Origin of the sequence: Herbaspirillum sp. WGmk3, from assembly GCF_023952535.1 — a bacterium.
GTDB lineage: Bacteria > Pseudomonadota > Gammaproteobacteria > Burkholderiales > Burkholderiaceae_D > Herbaspirillum > Herbaspirillum huttiense.
In genome coordinates this window covers 525,075-543,970 of sequence record NZ_JAKYWT010000005.1, presented here as the reverse complement: position 1 = coordinate 543,970, position 18,896 = coordinate 525,075, and the positions used below count along the sequence as shown (strand labels likewise).

General features: G+C 64.1%; 18 protein-coding genes. 8 read left to right on the top strand and 10 right to left on the bottom strand.

The window, feature by feature from the left end:
- Window positions 1-106 precede the first annotated feature (106 nt).
- Complete coding sequence (locus MKD49_RS21015; RefSeq protein WP_204726069.1) at window positions 107-985, top strand: peptidase; 879 nt, start codon at window positions 107-109, stop codon at window positions 983-985.
- A 160-nt stretch (window positions 986-1,145) separates the two neighbouring features.
- Here MKD49_RS21015 and purM read toward each other — a convergent pair whose 3' ends face one another.
- The gene (gene purM / locus MKD49_RS21010; RefSeq protein WP_121042984.1) at window positions 1,146-2,189 is read right to left on the bottom strand and encodes a phosphoribosylformylglycinamidine cyclo-ligase; all 1,044 of its coding nucleotides are present in this window, start codon (window positions 2,187-2,189) and stop codon (window positions 1,146-1,148) included.
- A gap of 104 nt (window positions 2,190-2,293) precedes the next feature.
- Here purM and MKD49_RS21005 point away from each other — a divergent pair, with 104 nt between their 5' ends.
- From MKD49_RS21005 to folK, 5 genes are all read left to right on the top strand, one after another.
- Window positions 2,294-3,376 (top strand): AI-2E family transporter, encoded by a 1,083-nt coding sequence (locus MKD49_RS21005; RefSeq protein WP_134135485.1) that lies wholly within the window; start codon window positions 2,294-2,296, stop codon window positions 3,374-3,376.
- Between the two features lie 123 nt (window positions 3,377-3,499).
- Window positions 3,500-4,216 carry a DnaA regulatory inactivator Hda gene (hda, locus tag MKD49_RS21000; RefSeq protein WP_034338369.1) on the top strand — a complete coding sequence of 239 codons (717 nt, stop codon included), beginning with the start codon at window positions 3,500-3,502 and terminating at the stop codon, window positions 4,214-4,216.
- The gene (locus MKD49_RS20995; RefSeq protein WP_034338372.1) at window positions 4,213-4,896 is read left to right on the top strand and encodes an HAD family phosphatase; all 684 of its coding nucleotides are present in this window, start codon (window positions 4,213-4,215) and stop codon (window positions 4,894-4,896) included. The genes hda and MKD49_RS20995 overlap by 4 nt, the downstream gene beginning before the upstream one ends.
- Window positions 4,893-6,509, top strand: coding sequence for a polynucleotide adenylyltransferase PcnB (gene pcnB, locus MKD49_RS20990; RefSeq protein ID WP_252697264.1), 1,617 nt, complete (start codon window positions 4,893-4,895; stop codon window positions 6,507-6,509). The genes MKD49_RS20995 and pcnB overlap by 4 nt, the downstream gene beginning before the upstream one ends.
- 5 nt (window positions 6,510-6,514) lie before the next feature.
- Window positions 6,515-7,000, top strand: coding sequence for a 2-amino-4-hydroxy-6-hydroxymethyldihydropteridine diphosphokinase (gene folK / locus MKD49_RS20985; protein ID WP_121042978.1), 486 nt, complete (start codon window positions 6,515-6,517; stop codon window positions 6,998-7,000).
- 15 nt (window positions 7,001-7,015) lie between these two features.
- Here folK and MKD49_RS20980 read toward each other — a convergent pair whose 3' ends face one another.
- From MKD49_RS20980 to MKD49_RS20940, 9 genes are all read right to left on the bottom strand, one after another.
- Window positions 7,016-8,278 carry an EAL domain-containing protein gene (locus MKD49_RS20980; protein ID WP_252697263.1) on the bottom strand — a complete coding sequence of 421 codons (1,263 nt, stop codon included), beginning with the start codon at window positions 8,276-8,278 and terminating at the stop codon, window positions 7,016-7,018.
- On the bottom strand, window positions 8,256-9,431 hold the full coding sequence (locus MKD49_RS20975; RefSeq protein WP_252697262.1) for a chemotaxis response regulator protein-glutamate methylesterase: 1,176 nt from the start codon (window positions 9,429-9,431) through the stop codon (window positions 8,256-8,258). Before MKD49_RS20975 ends, MKD49_RS20980 begins: the two co-directional genes overlap by 23 nt.
- Window positions 9,428-10,417 carry a protein-glutamate O-methyltransferase CheR gene (locus tag MKD49_RS20970; protein WP_371925500.1) on the bottom strand — a complete coding sequence of 330 codons (990 nt, stop codon included), beginning with the start codon at window positions 10,415-10,417 and terminating at the stop codon, window positions 9,428-9,430. The genes MKD49_RS20975 and MKD49_RS20970 overlap by 4 nt, the downstream gene beginning before the upstream one ends.
- A 4-nt stretch (window positions 10,418-10,421) precedes the next feature.
- Entirely contained in the window at window positions 10,422-10,997 is a 576-nt protein-coding gene (locus MKD49_RS20965; protein WP_121042974.1) for a chemotaxis protein CheW, read from the bottom strand.
- Window positions 10,998-11,072: 75 nt separating this feature from the next.
- Window positions 11,073-12,893, bottom strand: a complete 1,821-nt coding sequence (locus tag MKD49_RS20960; protein WP_252697261.1) for a methyl-accepting chemotaxis protein — start codon at window positions 12,891-12,893, stop codon at window positions 11,073-11,075.
- Between the two features lie 41 nt (window positions 12,894-12,934).
- Window positions 12,935-15,139, bottom strand: a complete 2,205-nt coding sequence (locus MKD49_RS20955; RefSeq protein WP_252697260.1) for a chemotaxis protein CheA — start codon at window positions 15,137-15,139, stop codon at window positions 12,935-12,937.
- A complete protein-coding gene (locus MKD49_RS20950; protein ID WP_252697259.1) occupies window positions 15,136-15,450 on the bottom strand; it encodes an STAS domain-containing protein in 315 nt (104 codons plus the stop codon). The genes MKD49_RS20955 and MKD49_RS20950 overlap by 4 nt, the downstream gene beginning before the upstream one ends.
- Window positions 15,451-15,492: 42 nt before the next feature.
- Window positions 15,493-15,861, bottom strand: a complete 369-nt coding sequence (locus MKD49_RS20945) for a response regulator (protein WP_039785198.1) — start codon at window positions 15,859-15,861, stop codon at window positions 15,493-15,495.
- Between the two features lie 17 nt (window positions 15,862-15,878).
- Window positions 15,879-16,991 carry a chemotaxis protein gene (locus MKD49_RS20940; RefSeq protein WP_252697258.1) on the bottom strand — a complete coding sequence of 371 codons (1,113 nt, stop codon included), beginning with the start codon at window positions 16,989-16,991 and terminating at the stop codon, window positions 15,879-15,881.
- Between the two features lie 424 nt (window positions 16,992-17,415).
- Between MKD49_RS20940 and MKD49_RS20935 the strand changes: the two genes are divergently transcribed.
- Both MKD49_RS20935 and panB read left to right on the top strand, forming a co-directional pair.
- Window positions 17,416-18,057 carry a deoxynucleoside kinase gene (locus tag MKD49_RS20935; protein WP_204726072.1) on the top strand — a complete coding sequence of 214 codons (642 nt, stop codon included), beginning with the start codon at window positions 17,416-17,418 and terminating at the stop codon, window positions 18,055-18,057.
- Between the two features lie 7 nt (window positions 18,058-18,064).
- Window positions 18,065-18,892 carry a 3-methyl-2-oxobutanoate hydroxymethyltransferase gene (panB, locus tag MKD49_RS20930; protein ID WP_121042966.1) on the top strand — a complete coding sequence of 276 codons (828 nt, stop codon included), beginning with the start codon at window positions 18,065-18,067 and terminating at the stop codon, window positions 18,890-18,892.
- Window positions 18,893-18,896 lie beyond the last annotated feature (4 nt).

Genomic DNA, 18,896 nt, shown 5'->3' with positions numbered 1-18,896 from the left:
GCCGTTACTGTAGGTACGTCACGACAGATGCCCCCGGCGCGCACGCTCTGGCACCGGGCCTTACGGTAAAATCCGGCTTTCCGTTTCCACGTATCACGTTTCCATCATGACCTACTGCGTAGCCATGCGCCTCAACAGCGGCCTGGTGTTCCTGTCCGATTCGCGCACCAACGCCGGAGTGGACCATATCGGCACCTTCCGCAAGATGAGTGTTTACGAGAATCCGGGCGACCGCGTGATGGTCATGATGACCGCCGGCAACCTGTCGATTTCGCAATCCATCCGCCAGATGCTGACCGACCGCACCAACGCGGAAGGCCGCAGCATCTGGACCGCCACCTCCATGTACGAAGCCGCCCAGATCCTGGGCGATGCCATCCGCGCCGTGCATGACCGCGAGGCCGCCGAGCTGAGCAAGTTCGGTATCGATTTCAACGTCAGCATCATCTTCGGCGGCCAGATCCGTGGCGAGCGCTGTAGATTGTTCCAGATGTATTCGGCGGGCAACTTCATCGAGTCGCACGACGAGAACACCTACTTCCAGATCGGCGAATCCAAGTATGGCAAGCCCATCATTGACCGTGTCGTCACGCCGCAGACCTCGCTGGACGAGGCGGCCAAGTGCGCGCTGATCTCCATGGATTCCACGCTCAAGTCCAACATCTCGGTGGGCCTGCCACTGGACCTGCTGGTCTATGAAAGCGAAGACCTGGCCGTGACCCGCTTCGTCACCATCGACGAGCAGAACCAGTATTTCCAGATGATCCGCCGCAGCTGGGGTTCGCAACTCAAGCGCGTCTTCGAGGCCATCGACGATCCGGTCTGGGATGCCCCGCCGGAAGATACTCTGAACGTGCTCTCCACCGCTGCCGACATCAGCGAGCCGGTGCGCGTGCCGCCGCCCAATGGCGTGGCGCGTGGCCTGCAGGCGGCGCCGCGGCAGATCCTGGCGGAGCAGGATGGGGATGTCGGGCAGGCGAGTTGAACTCACTGTTAATTTTTTCTTGCTGGAAACTTAGTTTTTGTTTTAACAAAACTAAGTTTTCATCCGGCGAGAAATTCTCCACCGGAAATAAAAAAGGCTGCATTCCTGAGAATGCAGCCTTTTTACTTTATAAATCGTTAAAACGATTTACAGGGATCGATCAGCGCACGATGGTCTGTGCTTCGCCTTCGGCGCGGGCGCGGATGGTGCCGATACGGTAGACGGTTTCACCGGCGGCCTTCAGATGGGCTTCAGCGGCGTCGGCGTTTTCCTTGGAGACGATCACGGTCATGCCGATGCCGCAGTTGAAGACGCGGTGCATTTCCGCATCAGCCACGCCGCCATGCTGCTGCAGCCAGGTGAACAGCGGGGGCATGGTCCAGGACTTGGCGTCCAGTTCAGCCGTGAGGTGATCCTGCAGCACGCGCGGGATGTTCTCGACCAGGCCGCCACCGGTGATGTGGACCATGCCCTTGACTTCCAGCTTCTCCATCAGCGACAGCAGCGGCTTGACGTAGATGCGGGTCGGAGCCATCAGCACATCGGCCAGCTTGCGGCCGTGGAAGTCGGCTTCCAGGTCGGGCTTGGCCACGTCCAGGATCTTGCGCACCAGCGAGTAGCCGTTGGAGTGCGCGCCCGAGGAGGCCAGGCCCAGCACCACGTCGCCCGGGGCGATCTTGGTACCGTCGATGATCTTGGACTTTTCCACCGCGCCGACCGCGAAGCCGGCCAGGTCGTATTCACCGTCCGGGTACATGCTGGGCATTTCCGCGGTTTCACCGCCGATCAGGGCGCAGCCGGCCTGTTCGCAACCGGCGGCGATGCCCTTGATGACATCGGTGGCCGAGGGCACGTCCAGCTTGCCGCAGGCAAAGTAATCCAGGAAGAACAGCGGCTCGGCACCCTGCACCAGGATGTCGTTGACGCTCATGGCCACCAGGTCGATACCGACCGTATCGTGGCGGTTCAGGTGGAAAGCCAGCTTGAGCTTGGTGCCCACGCCGTCGGTGCCGGACACCAGCACCGGTTCCTTGTACTTCTTGCTGATTTCGAACAGGGCACCGAAACCGCCAATGCCGCCCAGCACGCCTTCGCGGGTGGTGCGCTTGGCGAACGGCTTGATCGCTTCGACCAGGGCGTCACCGGCATCGATATCGACGCCAGCGTCACGGTAGGAGAGGGAGACATTGGAAGGTGAAGTCATGATGAAATATTGCCAGTGAAGACGGTAAAATAGGGGATTCAGGGCGGAAGTGCCCCTGCCAAGCCGTGATTTTAACAAAACCGCCACCCGCGAACTCCGAATCCATGCCTTTTTCTTTGTCCGAAGAGCAAAAACAGAACCTGGCGTGGCTGATTGTCGGCATTTTGCTGTTGGCGCTGCTGGTGGCGCTGGGCCCGATGCTCTCGCCCTTCGTCGCCGCCGGCATCATCGGTTATGCGCTCAACCCGGGCGTGGACTGGATCGCCAGCCGCCGCATCGGCCCGCTGCGCATCCCGCGTTTCGTGGGCGTGACCGTGATGGTGCTGCTGCTGATCCTGGCCGGCCTGGCCCTGGTGCTGATCGTGGTGCCTTTGGTACTGCGCCAGATCCCGCTGCTGCAGGCCCAGGTGCCGCCGCTGCTGGACAAGCTGAATGCCTTCCTCTCGCCGCGCCTGCACCAGCTGGGCATCGACGTGCGGCTGGACCTGGCGGGTATCAAGGCTTTGCTCACGCAACAGATCAGCACCAGCGGCGACGAGCTGTGGAGTTCGGTGCTGGCTTCGGCCAAGGTCGGGGGCACGGCGCTGCTGGCCTGGCTGGCCAACCTGCTGTTCGTGCCGATGGTGCTGTTCTACCTGCTGCAGGACTGGCATCCCTTCCTCAAGCGCCTGCAGATCATGATCCCGCGGCGCTGGGCCGGTCGCGTCAATACCATGGCGGCCGAGGTCGATAGCCTGCTGGGACAGTACTTGCGTGGACAATTGCTGGTGATGCTGGTGCTGGCGGTCTATTATTCGGTTGCGCTCACTGTCGCCGGATTTGACAGCGCCCTGCCGGTGGGCGTCCTGACGGGCCTGCTGGTGTTCATTCCCTATGTGGGCTTCGGCTTGGGGCTGGTGCTGGCGATCCTGGCGGCCATCCTGCAATTCGATGGCGCCATCGGCTTGCTGTGGGTGGCCCTGATTTATGGCGTGGGACAGGTGCTGGAAAGCTTCATCCTCACGCCCAAGCTGGTGGGCGAACGTATCGGCCTGCACCCGCTGGTGGTAATTTTCGCGCTGCTGGCCTTTGGCCAGCTGTTCGGTTTTGTCGGCGTGCTGCTGGCGCTGCCGGCCTCGGCCATCGTCTCGGTGATCGCCATGCATGTGCGGCGCGAGTATCTGGCCAGCAATTTTTACAACCGTTGAAGAGTTTATGATTGATCACAGCCTCCCTGCCCTTGCAGGACGCTGCGCAGGCTCGGGCGCTTGGCGCCGTCCTGCATTAACTGGCCGCAAGCAGCTTGCGGCCCTCGTAGCTGATAGCCACCGATGAAACAGATTCCGCTCGATTTGAGCGCGGACCAGCCGCAAAGCTTCGACAGCTTCGTGACCGGCCGCAACGCAGAACTGCTGGAGCGCTTGAAGCTGCTGGCCACGGCCGGCGTGGACAAATCCATCCAGACCGGCAGTGCCAGCACCGACCGCTTCATCTATCTCTGGGCCGAAGCCGGTGCCGGCAAGACCCACCTGCTGCACGCCCTGGCCACCAAGGCCGGCCAGGAAGGCAACCGCGCCCGCCTCATCAGTGCCGACTCCCCCGAGTCGGCCTTCGACTACAGCCCGCAGACCAGCCATTACCTGCTCGACGACGTCGATCAACTGTTCGAGGAACAGCAGATCGCCGCCTTCAACCTGTTCAACCAGATCCGCGAACAGGGCGGCTGCATGGTCTGCACCGGCACCCTGCCGCCGACCCGCCTGGAGCTGCGCGAAGACCTGCGCACCCGGCTCGGCTGGGGCCTGATCTACCAGGTGCACGACCTGTCGGATGACGAGAAGATCGCCGCCCTGCTGCAGATCACCCTGGACCGCGGCCTGGAAATTCCCCCGGCCGTGATGATGTACATGCTCACCCACTACCGGCGCGACATGCCCTCGCTGTCGCGCATGCTCGACGCGCTGGACCGCTACTCGCTGGCCACCAAGCGCGCCATCACCCTGCCCTTGCTACGCGAACTGTTACAACAGGAATCCGGAGAACAATGAACCTCGCCCTTTTCGATCTCGACCATACCCTGCTGCCGCTCGACTCCGACCACGAGTGGGGCGAATTCATGGCGCGCATCGGCGCCGTGGATGCCGACAGCTTCCGCAAGGCCAATGACGAATGGTTCGCCCATTACCAGAACGGCACGCTCGATCCGGTGGCCTATCTGGAATTCGCGCTGGGCAACCTGTCGCGCTTCCCGCGCACGCAGCTCGACGAGATGCACCTGCAATTCATGGACGAAGTGGTCAAGCCCGCCATCCTGCCGCAAGCCGTGGCCCTGGTGAAGAAGCACCTGGATGCCGGTGACCTGGTAGCCATCGTCACCGCCACCAACCACTTCGTGACCAAGCCGATCGCCTCGCACTTCGGCGTGGAACACCTGATCGCCGCCCTGCCCGCGCTCGATGACGCCGGCAACCTCACCGGCAAGCTCGACGGCACGCCGACCTTCGGCCCGGGCAAGATCGTCCACACCGAAGCCTGGCTGGAGCGTCTGGGCTTCAAGCTGGACCAGTTCGAACGCAGCTATTTCTACAGCGATTCGCAGAACGACATTCCGCTGCTGGAACGCGTCACCGATCCGATCGCCACCAACCCCAACGACAAGCTGCTGGCGCACGCCCAGGCGCGCGGCTGGCCGGTGCTGAACCTCTTCGCCGACGGCCACGCGCAATGATCAAGAAACTGATTCGCTCCATCCTCGGCCGCGGCAAGGCTGCCGCCGCCGAGAGTGCCGAGCCCGTGAAAAAAGCGCGCGCCAAGGCCGCTGCCGCCGGCGGCAAGATCGAGCCCGATGTGCTCGGGCCCAAAGAGCATGGCATCGATCCGGCACTGGTCTCGCCCAATGCGGTGCGCGTGACGCAAACCCTGCAGGATGCCGGCTACAAGGCCTTCATCGTCGGCGGTGCAGTGCGCGACCTGCTGCTGGGCATCAAGCCCAAGGACTTCGACGTGGCCACCAATGCCACACCGGAACAGGTCAAGCAATTGTTCCGCCGCGCCTTCATCATCGGCCGCCGCTTCCAGATCGTGCACGTGATGTTTGGACAAGAGTTGATCGAAGTCACCACCTTCCGGGGTGCCTCGGCCGAAGCCGCGCCCAAGGACGAACATGGCCGCGTGCTGCGCGACAACACCTTCGGCGAGCAGCATGAAGATGCCACCCGCCGCGACTTCACCATCAACGCGATGTACTACGATCCGGCCAGCCAGGCCGTGCTCGATTACCACGGCGGCATCGCCGACATCCGCGACAAGAAGCTGCGCATCATCGGCGAACCCGAAGCGCGTTACCGCGAAGATCCGGTACGCATGCTGCGCGTGGTGCGCTTCGCGGCCAAGCTCAAGTTCACCATCGATCCCGCCAGCAGCGCGCCGATCCGCGTGATGGCACCGCTGATCGACAACGTGCCGGCGGCCCGCGTGTTCGATGAAATGCTGAAGCTCCTGATGAGCGGCCATGCGCTCGCCTGCCTGCAGCAGCTGCGCAAGGAAGGCCTGCATCACGGCCTGCTGCCGCTGCTGGACGTGGTGCTGGAACAGCCGCTGGGCGAGAAGTTCGTCAGCCTGGCGCTGGCCAATACCGACGCCCGCGTCAAGGAAGGCAAGGGGGTCTCGCCGGGCTTCCTGTTCGCTTCGCTGCTGTGGCACCAGGTGCTGGAAAAATGGCGCGCCTACCAGGCTGCCGGCGAGTATCCGATTCCCGCCCTGCATCTGGCCGCCGATGACGTGCTCGATGCCCAGACCGAGAAGCTGGCCCTGCAACGCAAGATCGCCTCCGACATGCGTGACATCTGGGCCATGCAGCCGCGCTTCGAGCGCCGCGTCGGCAAGGCTCCGTACAAATTGCTGGAACACCTGCGCCTGCGCGCCGGTTTCGATTTCCTGCTGCTGCGCTGCCAGTCCGGCGAACTCGATGCCGAACTCGGTGAATGGTGGGAAGCCTTCATCGCCGGCAACGGTGCCGAGCGCGAAGAACTGATCGCCCGCAAACCGGCCGATCCTGCCGGCAGCAATGCCGGTCCCAAGAAGCGCAAGCGCCGGGGTGGACGCAGCCGCAGCAAGTCGGCAGGGGACACCGTTGAGAGCAGCGACAGCGACAGCGGCAGCGAGCAGGAAGCCGCTGCCCCTGCGCCGGTGCGCGCACGCGCCCCCAAGGAAGCGGCCGATACGCCGGATGCACAAGCTGATGCCGGCACGGGTGAGGCCCCCAAGCGCCGTCGCCGCCGTCGCAGCAGCGGCAGTGCCGGTGGTGCGGGTGGGGACAGCGCGCCGGCAGGCGACGACTGATCAACGTGGAATCGTCCTCCACGCTGGCCTGGATTGGCATCGGTGGCAACCTGGGCGACGCCCGCGCCACTGTCGAAGAAGCCATCGACCATCTGGCCCGGCTGCCCGAATCGCAACTGCTGCGGAGCTCTTCGCTCTATCGCACCGCGCCCATCGATTCCAGTGGAGACGACTACGTCAATGCCGTCGCACTGGTCTCCACGTCACTGACCGCACTGGAACTGCTGCATGCGTTGCAGGCCATCGAGCTGCAGCACGGACGCGAGCGGCCCTATCGCAACGCCCCGCGCACGCTGGATCTGGATGTATTGATGTATGGAGAGGCGCAGCTGGAGGATGAAGAACTGATCGTCCCGCATCCGCGCATGGCGCAGCGCGCCTTCGTATTGGTGCCCATGCTGGAGATCGATGCGCAGGTGCGCATTCCGGGACTGGGCGCGGCGCGTGATTTCCTGGATGCCATCACCGATCAGCCGATCAGCCGGCTGTGATCTGAACCAGGCAGCTCAAACCGAGCCGCCCGTGGCGGCACCCTTGCCCAGCGGCCGCAATTCACTGAGGCGGCGATGATGTCCCTTCAGCCACAGCGGCAATTCATTGGCCGGCATGGGCTTGCCGATCAGGTAGCCCTGCCCCAGGCTGCAACCGAAGTCCTGCAGCAGACGCCAGTCTTCCATCGTTTCCACCCCTTCCGCCACGGTCACCAGTTCCAGCCGCTGGGCCATGTCCAGCGCCGATTGCAGGATCACGCGCAGGTTCTTGCGGTCATGCGCACCATGGACGAAGGAGCGGTCGATCTTCAGTTCGGTGAAGGGGATGCGCGCCAGTTGCTGCATCGACGAGAAACCGGTGCCGTAATCGTCAATCGACAGGCCGAAGCCCTTCAGGCGCAGCCGCGCCAGCATGCCCAGTGAATTGCCCTTGTGCGCCACCACCGAACTCTCGGTGATTTCCAGCACCACGTTCTCGGCCGGCAGCGCGTGCTTGTCCACCAGTTCCAGAATGCGATGCAGGAAGTCCGGCTGCTCCAGCGACAGCGGCGAGAGATTCACCGCCACCTTGATCGCCAGGCCCCGGCTATGCCAGACGGCCGCCTGCGCCATGGACTGGTCCATCATGCTGATGGTGAGATCGTGGATCAGGCCGCACTGCTCGGCCAGCGGAATGAAGCGGTCCGGCGGGATCATGCCGCGTTCGGGATGGATCCAGCGGGCCAGCGCTTCCACGCCCTTGAGGATGCCAGTCTGCACGTCCACCTTGGGCTGGAAATAGGGCAGTACCTGGCCGCCACCGATGGCGGTGCCGAGGTCGCTTTCACACATGGAAGGCTGGGGATCATCATCGGCGTGGGCACCGCCGCCACGCGGACGGAAGGATTGCAATGCGGCGCGCAGCTGGCCCTGGTTGAGCGGCTTTTGCAACACCCCGATCAGGTTCATGCCCAGGGCCTGGATCATGGTCTCCACCGACAGCAGCAGCGAGGTCTCGCGGCTGGAGGCGACGATCAGGGGAATGTCGATGCCCTTCTGCTGCAATTGCTGGATCAGCTCAATGCCATCCATGCCCGGCATTTCCAGGTCGATCACCGCCAGTCCGGGCGGCAGCTTGAGCAGCGCCAGCAGATCCAGCGCCTCGTTGCCGTTGCCGGCCTCGTAGATCAGATCGACGCCCAGCTCCTGCAGCAGCGACACGCTGTGCTGGCGCTGCAGGGCACTGTCGTCGACGACCAGCGCGGATTCGATCAGCTCATTGAGATTCTCTAGAGGCATATTGTTCTATCACTGCGGAGATATGATCGAGCGGGAGGACGTCACCGACGCCGCCCATGTGTATCGCTTCTTTCGGCATGCCGAAGACCACGCTGCTGGCCTCGTCCTGGGCATAGGTGGCGGCGCCGCAATCGGCCATTTCCCGCATCCCCCTTGCGCCATCGTCCCCCATGCCGGTCATGATGATGCCCACTGCATTGCTGCCCGCGGCCTTGGCCGCCGAGCGGAACAGCACATCCACCGAAGGCTTGTGCCGGCTCACCAGCGGGCCATCCAGCGTTTCCACATAGTACTGCTGGCCATCGCGCCGCAGGACCAGATGCCGGCCGCCGGGCGCGATCAGCACGCGCCCCGGCAAGACCAGATCGTAATGCTCGGCTTCCTTGACCTCGGCACCGGAAATGCGGTGCAGGCGTTCGGCAAAACTGCGCGTGAAACGCTGCGGCATATGCTGCACCACCACGATGCCCGGACAGCTGCCAGTCAAAGGCTTGAGCACCCGCTCCAGTGCCTGCGGCCCCCCGGTCGAAGCGCCGATGGCGACGATGCGCGCCGTCAGCGGACGATAGCCGTCCTCCGGCCCCGGCGCTGCCAATACCGCGTCGGCGGTATGACGCTGCAGCACCGCAGCCCAGCCGTCATCATGCAGCATTTCGCGAGCGGCTGCTTTGACCGGGCGCAGCTTGAGCACGGACGATACAGGCCGTGCCGCAATGGCCGCCATCGCGCCCCTGCCGCCGGCCCCGGCCAGCGCCGCGGCCCGGATGGCGCAAGCCAGTTCGTTGACCGCTTCATGCAGGAAATCACGCACGCCCAGTTGCGGACGGGCAATCACCGACACCGCACCGGCGGCCAGTGCTTCGGCGGTGATATCGCCGGCACCGCCGACCCGCGCACTGCACATGATGACCGGCGTGGGCCTGCTGGCCATGATCTGGCGCAGGAAGGTAATGCCATCCATGCGCGGCATCTCGATGTCGAGCAGGATCACGTCCGGCCACTCCTGCTGCATCTTGCGCAAGGCAAACACCGGATCGGGCGCGGTCCCGATGACGCGGATGTCAGCAGTCTGCGCCAGCAGCTGCTGTACCAGCTGGCGCACCACCGAGGAGTCATCGACCACCATGACGCGGATGGCTGATGGTGCGTTCATGGCGGCCTCCGGTAGATGGAAGGGGAATGCATCAGCAGATCGAGCTCCATGCCGTGCAGCGATTCCGAATGGCCGACCACCAGGTAGCCGCCCGGCCGCAGGCGCGCGATCACGTCGCGCAAGACCTGCAGCTTGGTCTCGCAATCGAAGTAGATGATGACGTTGCGCAGGAAGATCAGGTCATACAGGCCATCGTCGTGTTCGTCCAGCGCAGTCAGGTTGCGCTGGGCGAATTCGACCTTGGCGCGCAGGTCTGCCTGTACCAGGAAATGGCCTTCGTATTCGCCGGTGCCGAGCAGGCAATAACGGCGCAGATACAGGCGCGGAATGTTCTGCCCGCGCGCCATCGGATAGAGCGCGCGGCGTGCGAAGCGCAGCACGCGCGTGCTGATGTCGGAGCCAAATATCGACCAGCTGCCGGCGGGCCGGTGATGGTCCAGCAGCATGGCCAGTGAATAGGCTTCCTCGCCGGTGGCGCTGGCCGCGCTCCAGACGCGCAGATGCTGGCGGTCGCGCCAGCGTGGCAGGAGATCCTGCGTCAGGAAATCGAAATGGCCCTGTTCGCGGAAGAAATAGGTTTCGTTGGTGGTGATGAGATCGATGGCGCGCTGACGTTCCTCGGCCCCCTCGGCACTCGTGATGAGGCGGTGATACTGTGCCAGTCCGCGCAGGCCGAGTTCCTGCAGTCGATGGCTGAGGCGGCTCTGCAGCAGGGCCTTCTTGGACAAGGGCAAGTGCAGCCCGATATCCTGCTTGAACAATTTCTGGAACAGCAGCATGTCGTGATCGCTGACCTCGGGGTCGGCAGATCCGCTGGCCGGTGCGATGGCGGCCACCACCGGCGTCACCGGAATGACGGCAGCAGACGCCGCCTGAGCCCCACGCCCGGCATGCAGACCCGGCACGCTGCCAACAGCCGTGGCCACACCGGCACTGCTGCCGTGCGTGCTGTCGCTGCTGCCTGCCAGGTTGCCGGGTCGGGGCATGGGCCTACTCCCTTTCCGTTTCTGCCGAAAGCACCGGCACACCGCCCAGCGCATCCTCGGCACTCATGCCCAGCAGGCTCGCCAGTTCATCGACCGACAGGACGCGCTGCACATCGAGCACCACGATGAAACGCTCATTGACGTTGATCATGCCCTCGATGAAATCGGCGCGGATGCCGGCACCGAATGACGGACGCGGCTCGATGTGATCGACACCGATGCTCAGCACCGCGCTGACCGCATCGACCATCACGCCCAGCAACAGCAGCTGCTCGTCCTGGACCAGTTCCATGATGATGATGCAGGTACGTTTGGCCTCCACCGTGGGGGCACGGCCGAAGCGCACCGACAGGTCGATCACCGGGACCACCGAGCCGCGCAGGTTGATCACGCCGCGCAGGAAATCAGGCATCAGCGGCACTTCGGTCAGGCCCCCGAATTCGATGATCTCGCGAATGCTGGCGATGGGCATGGCGAAGCTTTCCGTTCCGACCAGGAAAGTCAGGAACTGGCGGCTTTCGATGACCTCTTCCTGCTGCCGCTTGCGGACGGATTCGCCATTCAACGATACGCTGGGCATGGCCTGCTCTCCTTGCTGCCGCGCTGTGCGCGCGGCGGATTGATACGGGACAAGTTCAACGCCATGGCACGCTCCTCAGAAACGCTTGAACGAGGATTCATCCACGCCCGGCGCATCCTCCTCCACATCCAGCATCGACAGGCGGCGCGTGCTCTCGCGCCCACCCTGCGCAGCGGAATGAGCGCGTCTGCCACGCCGCCCGCCGGATTCCGGTATGCCACCGGCCGTACCGCGCACGCCGGGCTTCTGCAATTCATCCACGCGGAAGAAACGCATCAGGTCCTGCAGATGGATGGCCTGTGCGCTCATCTCTTCCGAGGTTGCCGACAATTCTTCGGAAGCCGAGGCCGTCATCTGCGTGGTCTGCGCCATCTGGTGCACGGCATTGTTGATCTGTTCCAGACCGGTCGACTGTTCCGCCGAGGCGGCGGCGATTTCCTGCACCAGGTCGGCCGTCTTGCGGATCGAGGGCACCATCTGGTTGAGCAGGCCGCCGGCTTTTTCGGCCAGACCGACACTGTTCTCGGCCACCGCGATGATTTCCTGGGCGGCGGTCTGCGAGCGTTCGGCCAGCTTGCGCACTTCGGCCGCGACCACCGCAAAGCCCTTGCCGTGCTCACCGGCACGGGCCGCTTCGATGGCGGCGTTGAGCGCCAGCAGATTGGTCTGGTAGGCGATGTCATCAATGATGCCGATCTTGCTGGCGATCTGCTTCATCGCAGCCACGGTCTCGCGCACGGCGTCGCCGCCTTCGGTCGCCGCACTGGCCGAGAGGCTGGCGATGCCATCGGTGGTGCGGGCGTTGTCGGCATTCTGGGCGATGGTGGCGGTGATCTCTTCCACCGAGGCGCTGGTTTCCTCCACATTGGCAGCCTGTTGCGAAGCATTGTGCGAGAGCGCCTGCGAAGACGAGGAAATCTCTTCCGAGGCCGAGGCCAGCGCACTGGCTGTGCCGCTGACATCACCGATGACGTCGGTCCACTTGTTGACCATCTGCTGAGTGCTGTAGAGCACGCTGACCTTGTCGTTCTTGCGCAGTGGCACGGTGACTGTCAGATCGCCCTCGGCCACGCGGCGCAGGACGCTCATGGCATCGCGCGGCTCGCCGCCGATCTGCGAACGGATGGTGCGATAGGCAAACCCGAGGCAGGCGAACAGCACTACCACCGAGGCGGTCAGCAGCCAGAAGATCTTCTGTTCCAGTTCAGCATACTCGCGGCCGGCCCTGAGCACACGCGCCTGCGTGCGTTCGTCGACCTGGCGCAGGAAGTCATTGATCGGGGCCATTACGCGGCCGAACAGCGCACGGTAGGTCTGGTCGAAGACCAGCTCCTGCGCCATGGCCTGGTTGGGCGCACCGACCACGGTGAACTTGCCCTCGCCATCATCGAACTCGCCCTTGACCGCATGGAAGGCGGTGATCTCGATGCGCGAGAGCTGGTCTCCCAGCTTTAGGGCTTCCTGCATCTTGGCCAACTCCTGTTCGGTGAAACCGGCTTGCTTCATCAGCTCGCTCAGCGGCACCGTCTGGGCACCCGCCTCCACCGGCAGTTTGCGGGCACTGACCAGGTCCCAGTTGAAACGGTCGTAGTTGGAAGGCCGCGCGCGCTTGCCATTGCGGATGTCCAGGATCATGTAATAGCGATCCTCGTCATTGGGGTCGCCCGTGGTCACGTAGGCGCGCGCGAACTTGGTCATGTCCTCGGTGGTGCGGCGCAGTTCATTGGCCAGCGCGGCGGAGTCGTAGCGGGACTGATGCGCTTGCTCCAGCGCAGTATTGGCCTGGCGCAGCGTATCGGTAAGGCTGATCACCACCGCCACCAGGATGGACAGGACTACACCCAGCCAGATGAAGATCTGCTTGATGCTCATCCTGTTGGTCATCGATTCTTGCATGCTCGCTTCCCCTCGTGGTGCGGGTCCCTTGATCGGGCCCGTCATGGCGCCGACGCCACACTGCGTTCGGCGCAGGCCGCCGTATTGCCTTGTTCCTGTTGCTGGGTGTGCTGCACCAGGTGCGGAATATCCAGGATCAGCGCGACCCGGCCGTCACCCAGGATGGTCGATCCCGACAATCCCTTGACCTTGCCGAACAGCCGGCCCAGCGGTTTGATCACCGCCTGGCACTCGCCCAGCAGACCATCGACCAGCAGCCCGGCGCGCAATTGCCCGTACTGGACGATCACCAGACTCTTGCGCGCACGGGCCTGTTCCCGCGCAGGCAGGTCGAACAGCTCACGCAGCGGGACAAACGGCAAGGGCTCGCCACGGACCGCGACGATATGGCTGCCGTTCTGGCGCGGCGGCATGTCGATGCACTCCACCACCATGTCCAGCGGAATCACGAACACCGCATTGCCGACCACCACCTGGAAGCCCGAGATGATGGCCAGTGTCAGCGGCAGGCGGATGCGGACCACGGTGCCACGCCCGGGTTCGGTATCGATGGCCACCTCGCCCTGCAGGGCATCGATGTTGCGCTTGACCACATCCATGCCGACACCGCGTCCGGAAAGTTCGGTGACCTGCTCGGCGGTGGAAAAGCCGGGCTCGAAGACGAAGCGGTAGATCTCGGCATCGCTGAGTTCGGCCTCCGGCGTCGTCAGTCCTTGTGCGATCGCCTTTTCCAGAATGCGCGTGCGATCCATGCCCCGGCCATCGTCCATCACCTCCACCAGCACGCTGCCGGATTCATGCATGGCATTGAGCCGCAGCGAGGCCTTGGCCGGCTTGCCGGCGGCAATGCGCTCGGCGGCAGGCTCGATGCCGTGGTCGATGGCATTGCGCACGATGTGCATCAGCGGATCGGCCAGGCGCTCCACCATGGATTTGTCCAGCTCGGTCTCGGAGCCGGTCATGGTGAGATCGATATCCTTGTCGAGATCGCGGGCGATGTCGCGCACGATGCGCGGAAAGCGCTGGAACACCTCATTGATCTGCACCATCCGCAACGTGAGCGCGGCATCGCGGATCTGTTCCATCAGGCTGTCGATGGCCTGGGTGGCCTCCTCGAACTGGCTGTCCTTGCGGCGTCGGGCAATCAGGCGCGCACTGGCACCGGCGATGACCAGCTCGCCCACCAGGTCGATCAGCTGGTCCAGCTTGGAGACCTCGATCTTGATGAACTTTTGTTCCTGCGCACGCCGCTCGTCCAGCGGGCGCGGCCGCGCACCGGCGCCGGGCGCGGCCGCCGGCACTGCGGGGGCGGCGGCGTCAGCGAGCGTGGCTGCGCCCAGGCAGCGCCATTGGGCTTCGGTGAACAAGTCCAGGCTGCGCCATTGAGCGGCCAGGCGCGCCGCATCGTCGGGGGCGAGCCGCTGCAGCACCGTCGCATACGCCGCCAGGGGACTCTGCGGCGGCAGGATATCGATGCGGCTGTCATCGCGTACGAATTCGAACACGTCTTCCAGCGTCTGCCGGGTGGAGTCGGAGGCCAGGCAGATTTCCACGCCCAGGTAGCAGCTCTCGGCATCCATGGCCGCCGCTTCGGGAATGTCTGCCTCCACCGGCAGGATGGCGACGATGCGGCCCAGCGAACGCAGGTAGTGCAGGAAAGACAGGGGATCGAGTCCATCACGCAGGACATTCTCATTGAACTGCAGCGACAGGTGCCAGTAGGGATAATCGGCCGTCGCCTGCAGGGCCTCGTCCCGGTGAGCATCGCCGCCGTGGGCCGCGTCCGCGGAGGCACTGCCGGTGAGCCGCTGCAGCAGCCGTGCCGGCTCGCTGGCCGCCTCGCCCGGTGCGCTGGCCGACTGCGCGACCTCGGCCAGTTCAGCCAGCAGCGTGGCTCGGCGTTCGGCATTGGGTTCCTCGGCTTCCTGGTTGCGCTCGATGGCATCGACCAGGTCACTGACGTAATCGCCGCACTGCAGCAGCAACGACATCATGGGCGCGTTCAGGGGCAGGCGTTCTTCACGGACCAGATCCAGCACATGCTCCACCTGGTGCGTGAACTGCACGATGCTGTCGAAGGCGAAGAGGCCGGCCGAACCCTTGATGGTATGGGCGGCGCGGAAGATGGCGTTGATGCTGTCTCGGCTCGGTCCTTCCATCTCGATCTGCAGCAAGGCCGCTTCCATGGCCACGAGCAGTTCGCGGGCTTCCTGGACGACGGCATCGCGGGCGGAGTCCTTTTTCATGCGGCCTCCACGGCAGGGCTGAAGCGCTCATGCAATTGCAGCAGGTCCAGCGTGGCCAGCACGGCCGGACTGTAGACACCGATCTCCAGCTGCCGTCCACCGGCGGCCAGCTCGCGCCGCAACAGCAGCAGCAGCTGGATGCCGGCCGTATCCAGCTCATCCACGCCGGACAGGTCGAGCACCACCAGCGTCTGCGGCAGCGTCAGGGCGTGCAGCAGCTCCGGCTTGCGCTCGGCCGCCTGGAAAATGGTCAGTCCGCCGCTCACGGTGAGCAGCAGCCTGTCCTCTTGCACGGAATACGTCAGCGGCATCGTCGGGTTCTCGGCATTCTCTTCAAGGGTCCGTGGTATGGCTCACGGCTGTACCAGCTTGGCTACGGCATCGAGCAGCACCGGCGGCAGGAAGGGCTTGTGCACCCAGGCGCGGATGCCGGCGGCCTTGCCTTCCTGCTTGCGCGCTTCGCTGCTTTCGGTAGTCAGCATGATGACGGGGGTGAATTTGTAGGCAGGCATCTGCTTCATCTCGCGCACGAAGGACAGGCCATCCAGATTGGGCATGTTGAGGTCGGAAATGACCAGATTGAACTTGCGGCCATCCAGTTTCTTCAGCGCTTCCAGGCCGTCAGCCGCTTCTTCGACCTGATAGCCGGCGCTCTTCAAGGCCGCTGTGATGGTCTGCCGCAGGCTGAAGGAATCGTCGACGATCAATATGCATTTTTCCATCTCGGTGCCTCGTGATCTCAGAAAAAATCCACCTGCGACGGTGGCGCGGGATGGCCCTGCTGGCCGGCATGCATCTGGCGTTGTTCCTGGGTGGTATAGGTCTTTTCAAGATCAGTCAGCCACTGCTGCGGCGAGGGCAGCGCCCGCGCCTCGGCGGCCGCGTTGCGCAGGCGCAGGATGTCCTGCTGCACGTGATCCAGGATCTGGCTGATGCGGTCCTGGAATTGCAGGTGGACCAGGATGTCGCACACTTCGCGGTCGACTTCGCGGCCTTCGTCTTCCAGCGTTTCCATGGTCGTGGTGAGCTTCATGGCGGAGTGGCGGAAGTCGGCGATGATCTGGTCGATCACGGCGCGCGAGTTTTCGGCGATGCCTTCGGTATCAGCCGCATCCCCGGTGGCACCGATGGCCGCCATGATCTGCTGGCGCGCGCTCTTGGCGCGGGCAGCGATCTGGCGGCTGTTCTCGGCCGAGCGCTCGGCCAGTTCCTGCCAGCTCTGCTCGTCGCTGAGCAGATCTGTCACGCCGGTCTGGCCGGCCAGTTGCTCGTTCTGCTGGGCCAGGCGGCGAATCTCGTCATTGGCCACCATCAGGCTGTCGAACTTGGTCACCAGCACCTGGCGCGAGGCCAGCATGCCTTCCAGCGCCGAGGCAATCGCACCCAATTGTTCAGCAGCGTGCTGCACGGTCTGCAGGATCTCGCCGTTGGCGCTATGTCGGGCGGGGTCCAGTGCGCCGCCCAGGCGCTCGTGGATGCCGACGAAGCGGGCCGTCAAGCCGTCGATGGCCGATTGCGTCTGGGCCCGCGCCAGTTGCACATTGCCCTGCCACACCGGCAGCACTTCTCGGACCAGTTCGGCCAGTGGCGCGGTGCTCGCAACTGCGCCAGCCGGCTCGGCTGCCATCACCGGCTCTCTCTGCAGCCCGGCAGCAAGCGCTGCCGCAGGTGGCAAGGATGGCTGCGGCGCGGCCATGGCGGGCACCGCCGGGGCAGGCAGGCAAGTCAGGTAGAAGGCCCCGCCGATCAGCAGGCCGACCAGTGCCCCCAGCCACCAGTGCTGGGCCAGCATCATGAACAGCAGCAGATTCACCAGGCACAGCATCGGCAAGATATTGCGAAGCGATTTCACAGCCACGTTTTCCTGTTGGTTGTTGTCAGCTCGGGGCAAAGCGCACGGCCATGATCGCGATGCACACAGCCCGCCCTTGACGGTGTTTACGGCAACTACGGGCGCTTCTTTGGCAAAACCGCCCGGTGCGCAGGCGAAGTTGGCGGCGACAAAGGCGATTCAGCACCCCTGCACCCACTGCCGCCCGGCACTAATGCAGCTTGCAGCGGGTCTATCCTGCGCGCACTGACCCTCAGCCTATTGTGCTGGCTGCCCGGGTCTCGCCTTGCGTGGAATAAAGGCCGAATTCCGGTTGAGTTGTCTGCACCAACGGACAATCATCGAAAAGTTGCCAAGAATTAACAAAAAGCCAGGTCGGCCATTCAGGCCGGCCGCAATGAAATCAACTACAATGCCGCACCCGGCGTGCCGGGGGAAAGACACCATGGAACTGGAAAGCTATCGCTATATCGCAATCGACGGCCCGATCGGGGCTGGCAAGACTTCGCTGGCCACGCGCCTGTCGGCGCTCTGGGGCGCACAGTCGGTGCTGGAGCAGCCGGAAGGCAATCCCTTCCTGGCCGAGTTTTACCGGGATGCTGCACGGCATGCCTTCCAGACCCAGGTTTTTTTCCTCCTGCAGCGCATGGGGCAGTTGCAGGCACCGCTGGATCCGGCGCAGCTGGAGGGACGCTTCATTGCCGACTTCATGCTGGAAAAGAACATCCTGTTCGCCCAGTTGACCCTTGCCGGCGATGAACTGGCGCTTTATGACGCCTTGTATCGCCAGTTGCAGCCCAAGGCGCGGGTGCCGGACCTGGTGATCCACCTGCAGGCACCGGCCGATGTTTTGCAAACGCGCATCACAACGCGGGGGATCGCCATGGAGGAAGCCATCTCCCTGGATTACCTGCAACGGCTGTCGGAGTGCTACAGTCAATTTTTCTATCATTACCAAGACGCGCCGGTACTGACCGTCAACACCGAGCATCTGGATCCGGCCCACAGCGATGCCGATCTGGCCATCCTGCTGCAGCACATCCAGGAGATGCACGGGCCGCGCGCCTTTCTCAATCACGGAGGTTGAATCTTTCATGGCAGGCTATCTTCAGGAATCGGGCGCGGCACGCGCCAAGCCGGTGACCACCCACACCCTGCAGGCGATGCGCGCCAAGGGCGACAAGATCAGCATGCTGACCTGTTATGACGCCAGCTTCGCCACGCTCATGGAGCGCGCCGGGCTGGAAACGGTGCTGATCGGCGACTCCCTGGGCATGGTCTGCCAGGGCCATGATTCAACCCTGCCGGTGACGATCCAGGATGTGGCCTATCACACGGCGGCCGTCGCCCGCGGCACCCGCACCATGCTGATCATCGCCGACCTGCCCTTCGGCACCTACCCGACCCGCGAGGAAGCCTTCCGCAACGCCGCGCAGCTGATGCAGGCGGGCGCGCAGATGGTCAAGCTGGAAGGCGGCGTGTGGCTGGCCGATACCATCAAGTTCCTCACCGAGCGCGGCATCCCGGTGTGCGCGCACATTGGCCTGACGCCGCAGTCAGTGCACCAGCTGGGCGGCTTCAAGGTGCAGGGCAAGACCAGCGATGGCGCCACGCAGCTGCATGCGGATGCGCTGGCGGTACAGCAGGCGGGCGCTTCGCTGGTGGTCATCGAAGCGGTGCCGGCCACGCTGGGCAAGGAAGTGACCGACCGCCTGGCCATCCCCACCATCGGCATCGGTGCCGGTCCCGATTGCTCGGGCCAGGTGCTGGTGATGCATGACATGCTGGGCGTGTTCCCGGGCCACAAGAGCCGCTTCGTGCGCAACTTCATGGACGGGGCCAGCGGCATCGAGGAGGCGGTGCGCCACTATGTGGCGGCCGTGAAGGATGGCAGCTTCCCGGCACAGGAGCATTGCTTCTGAGGCC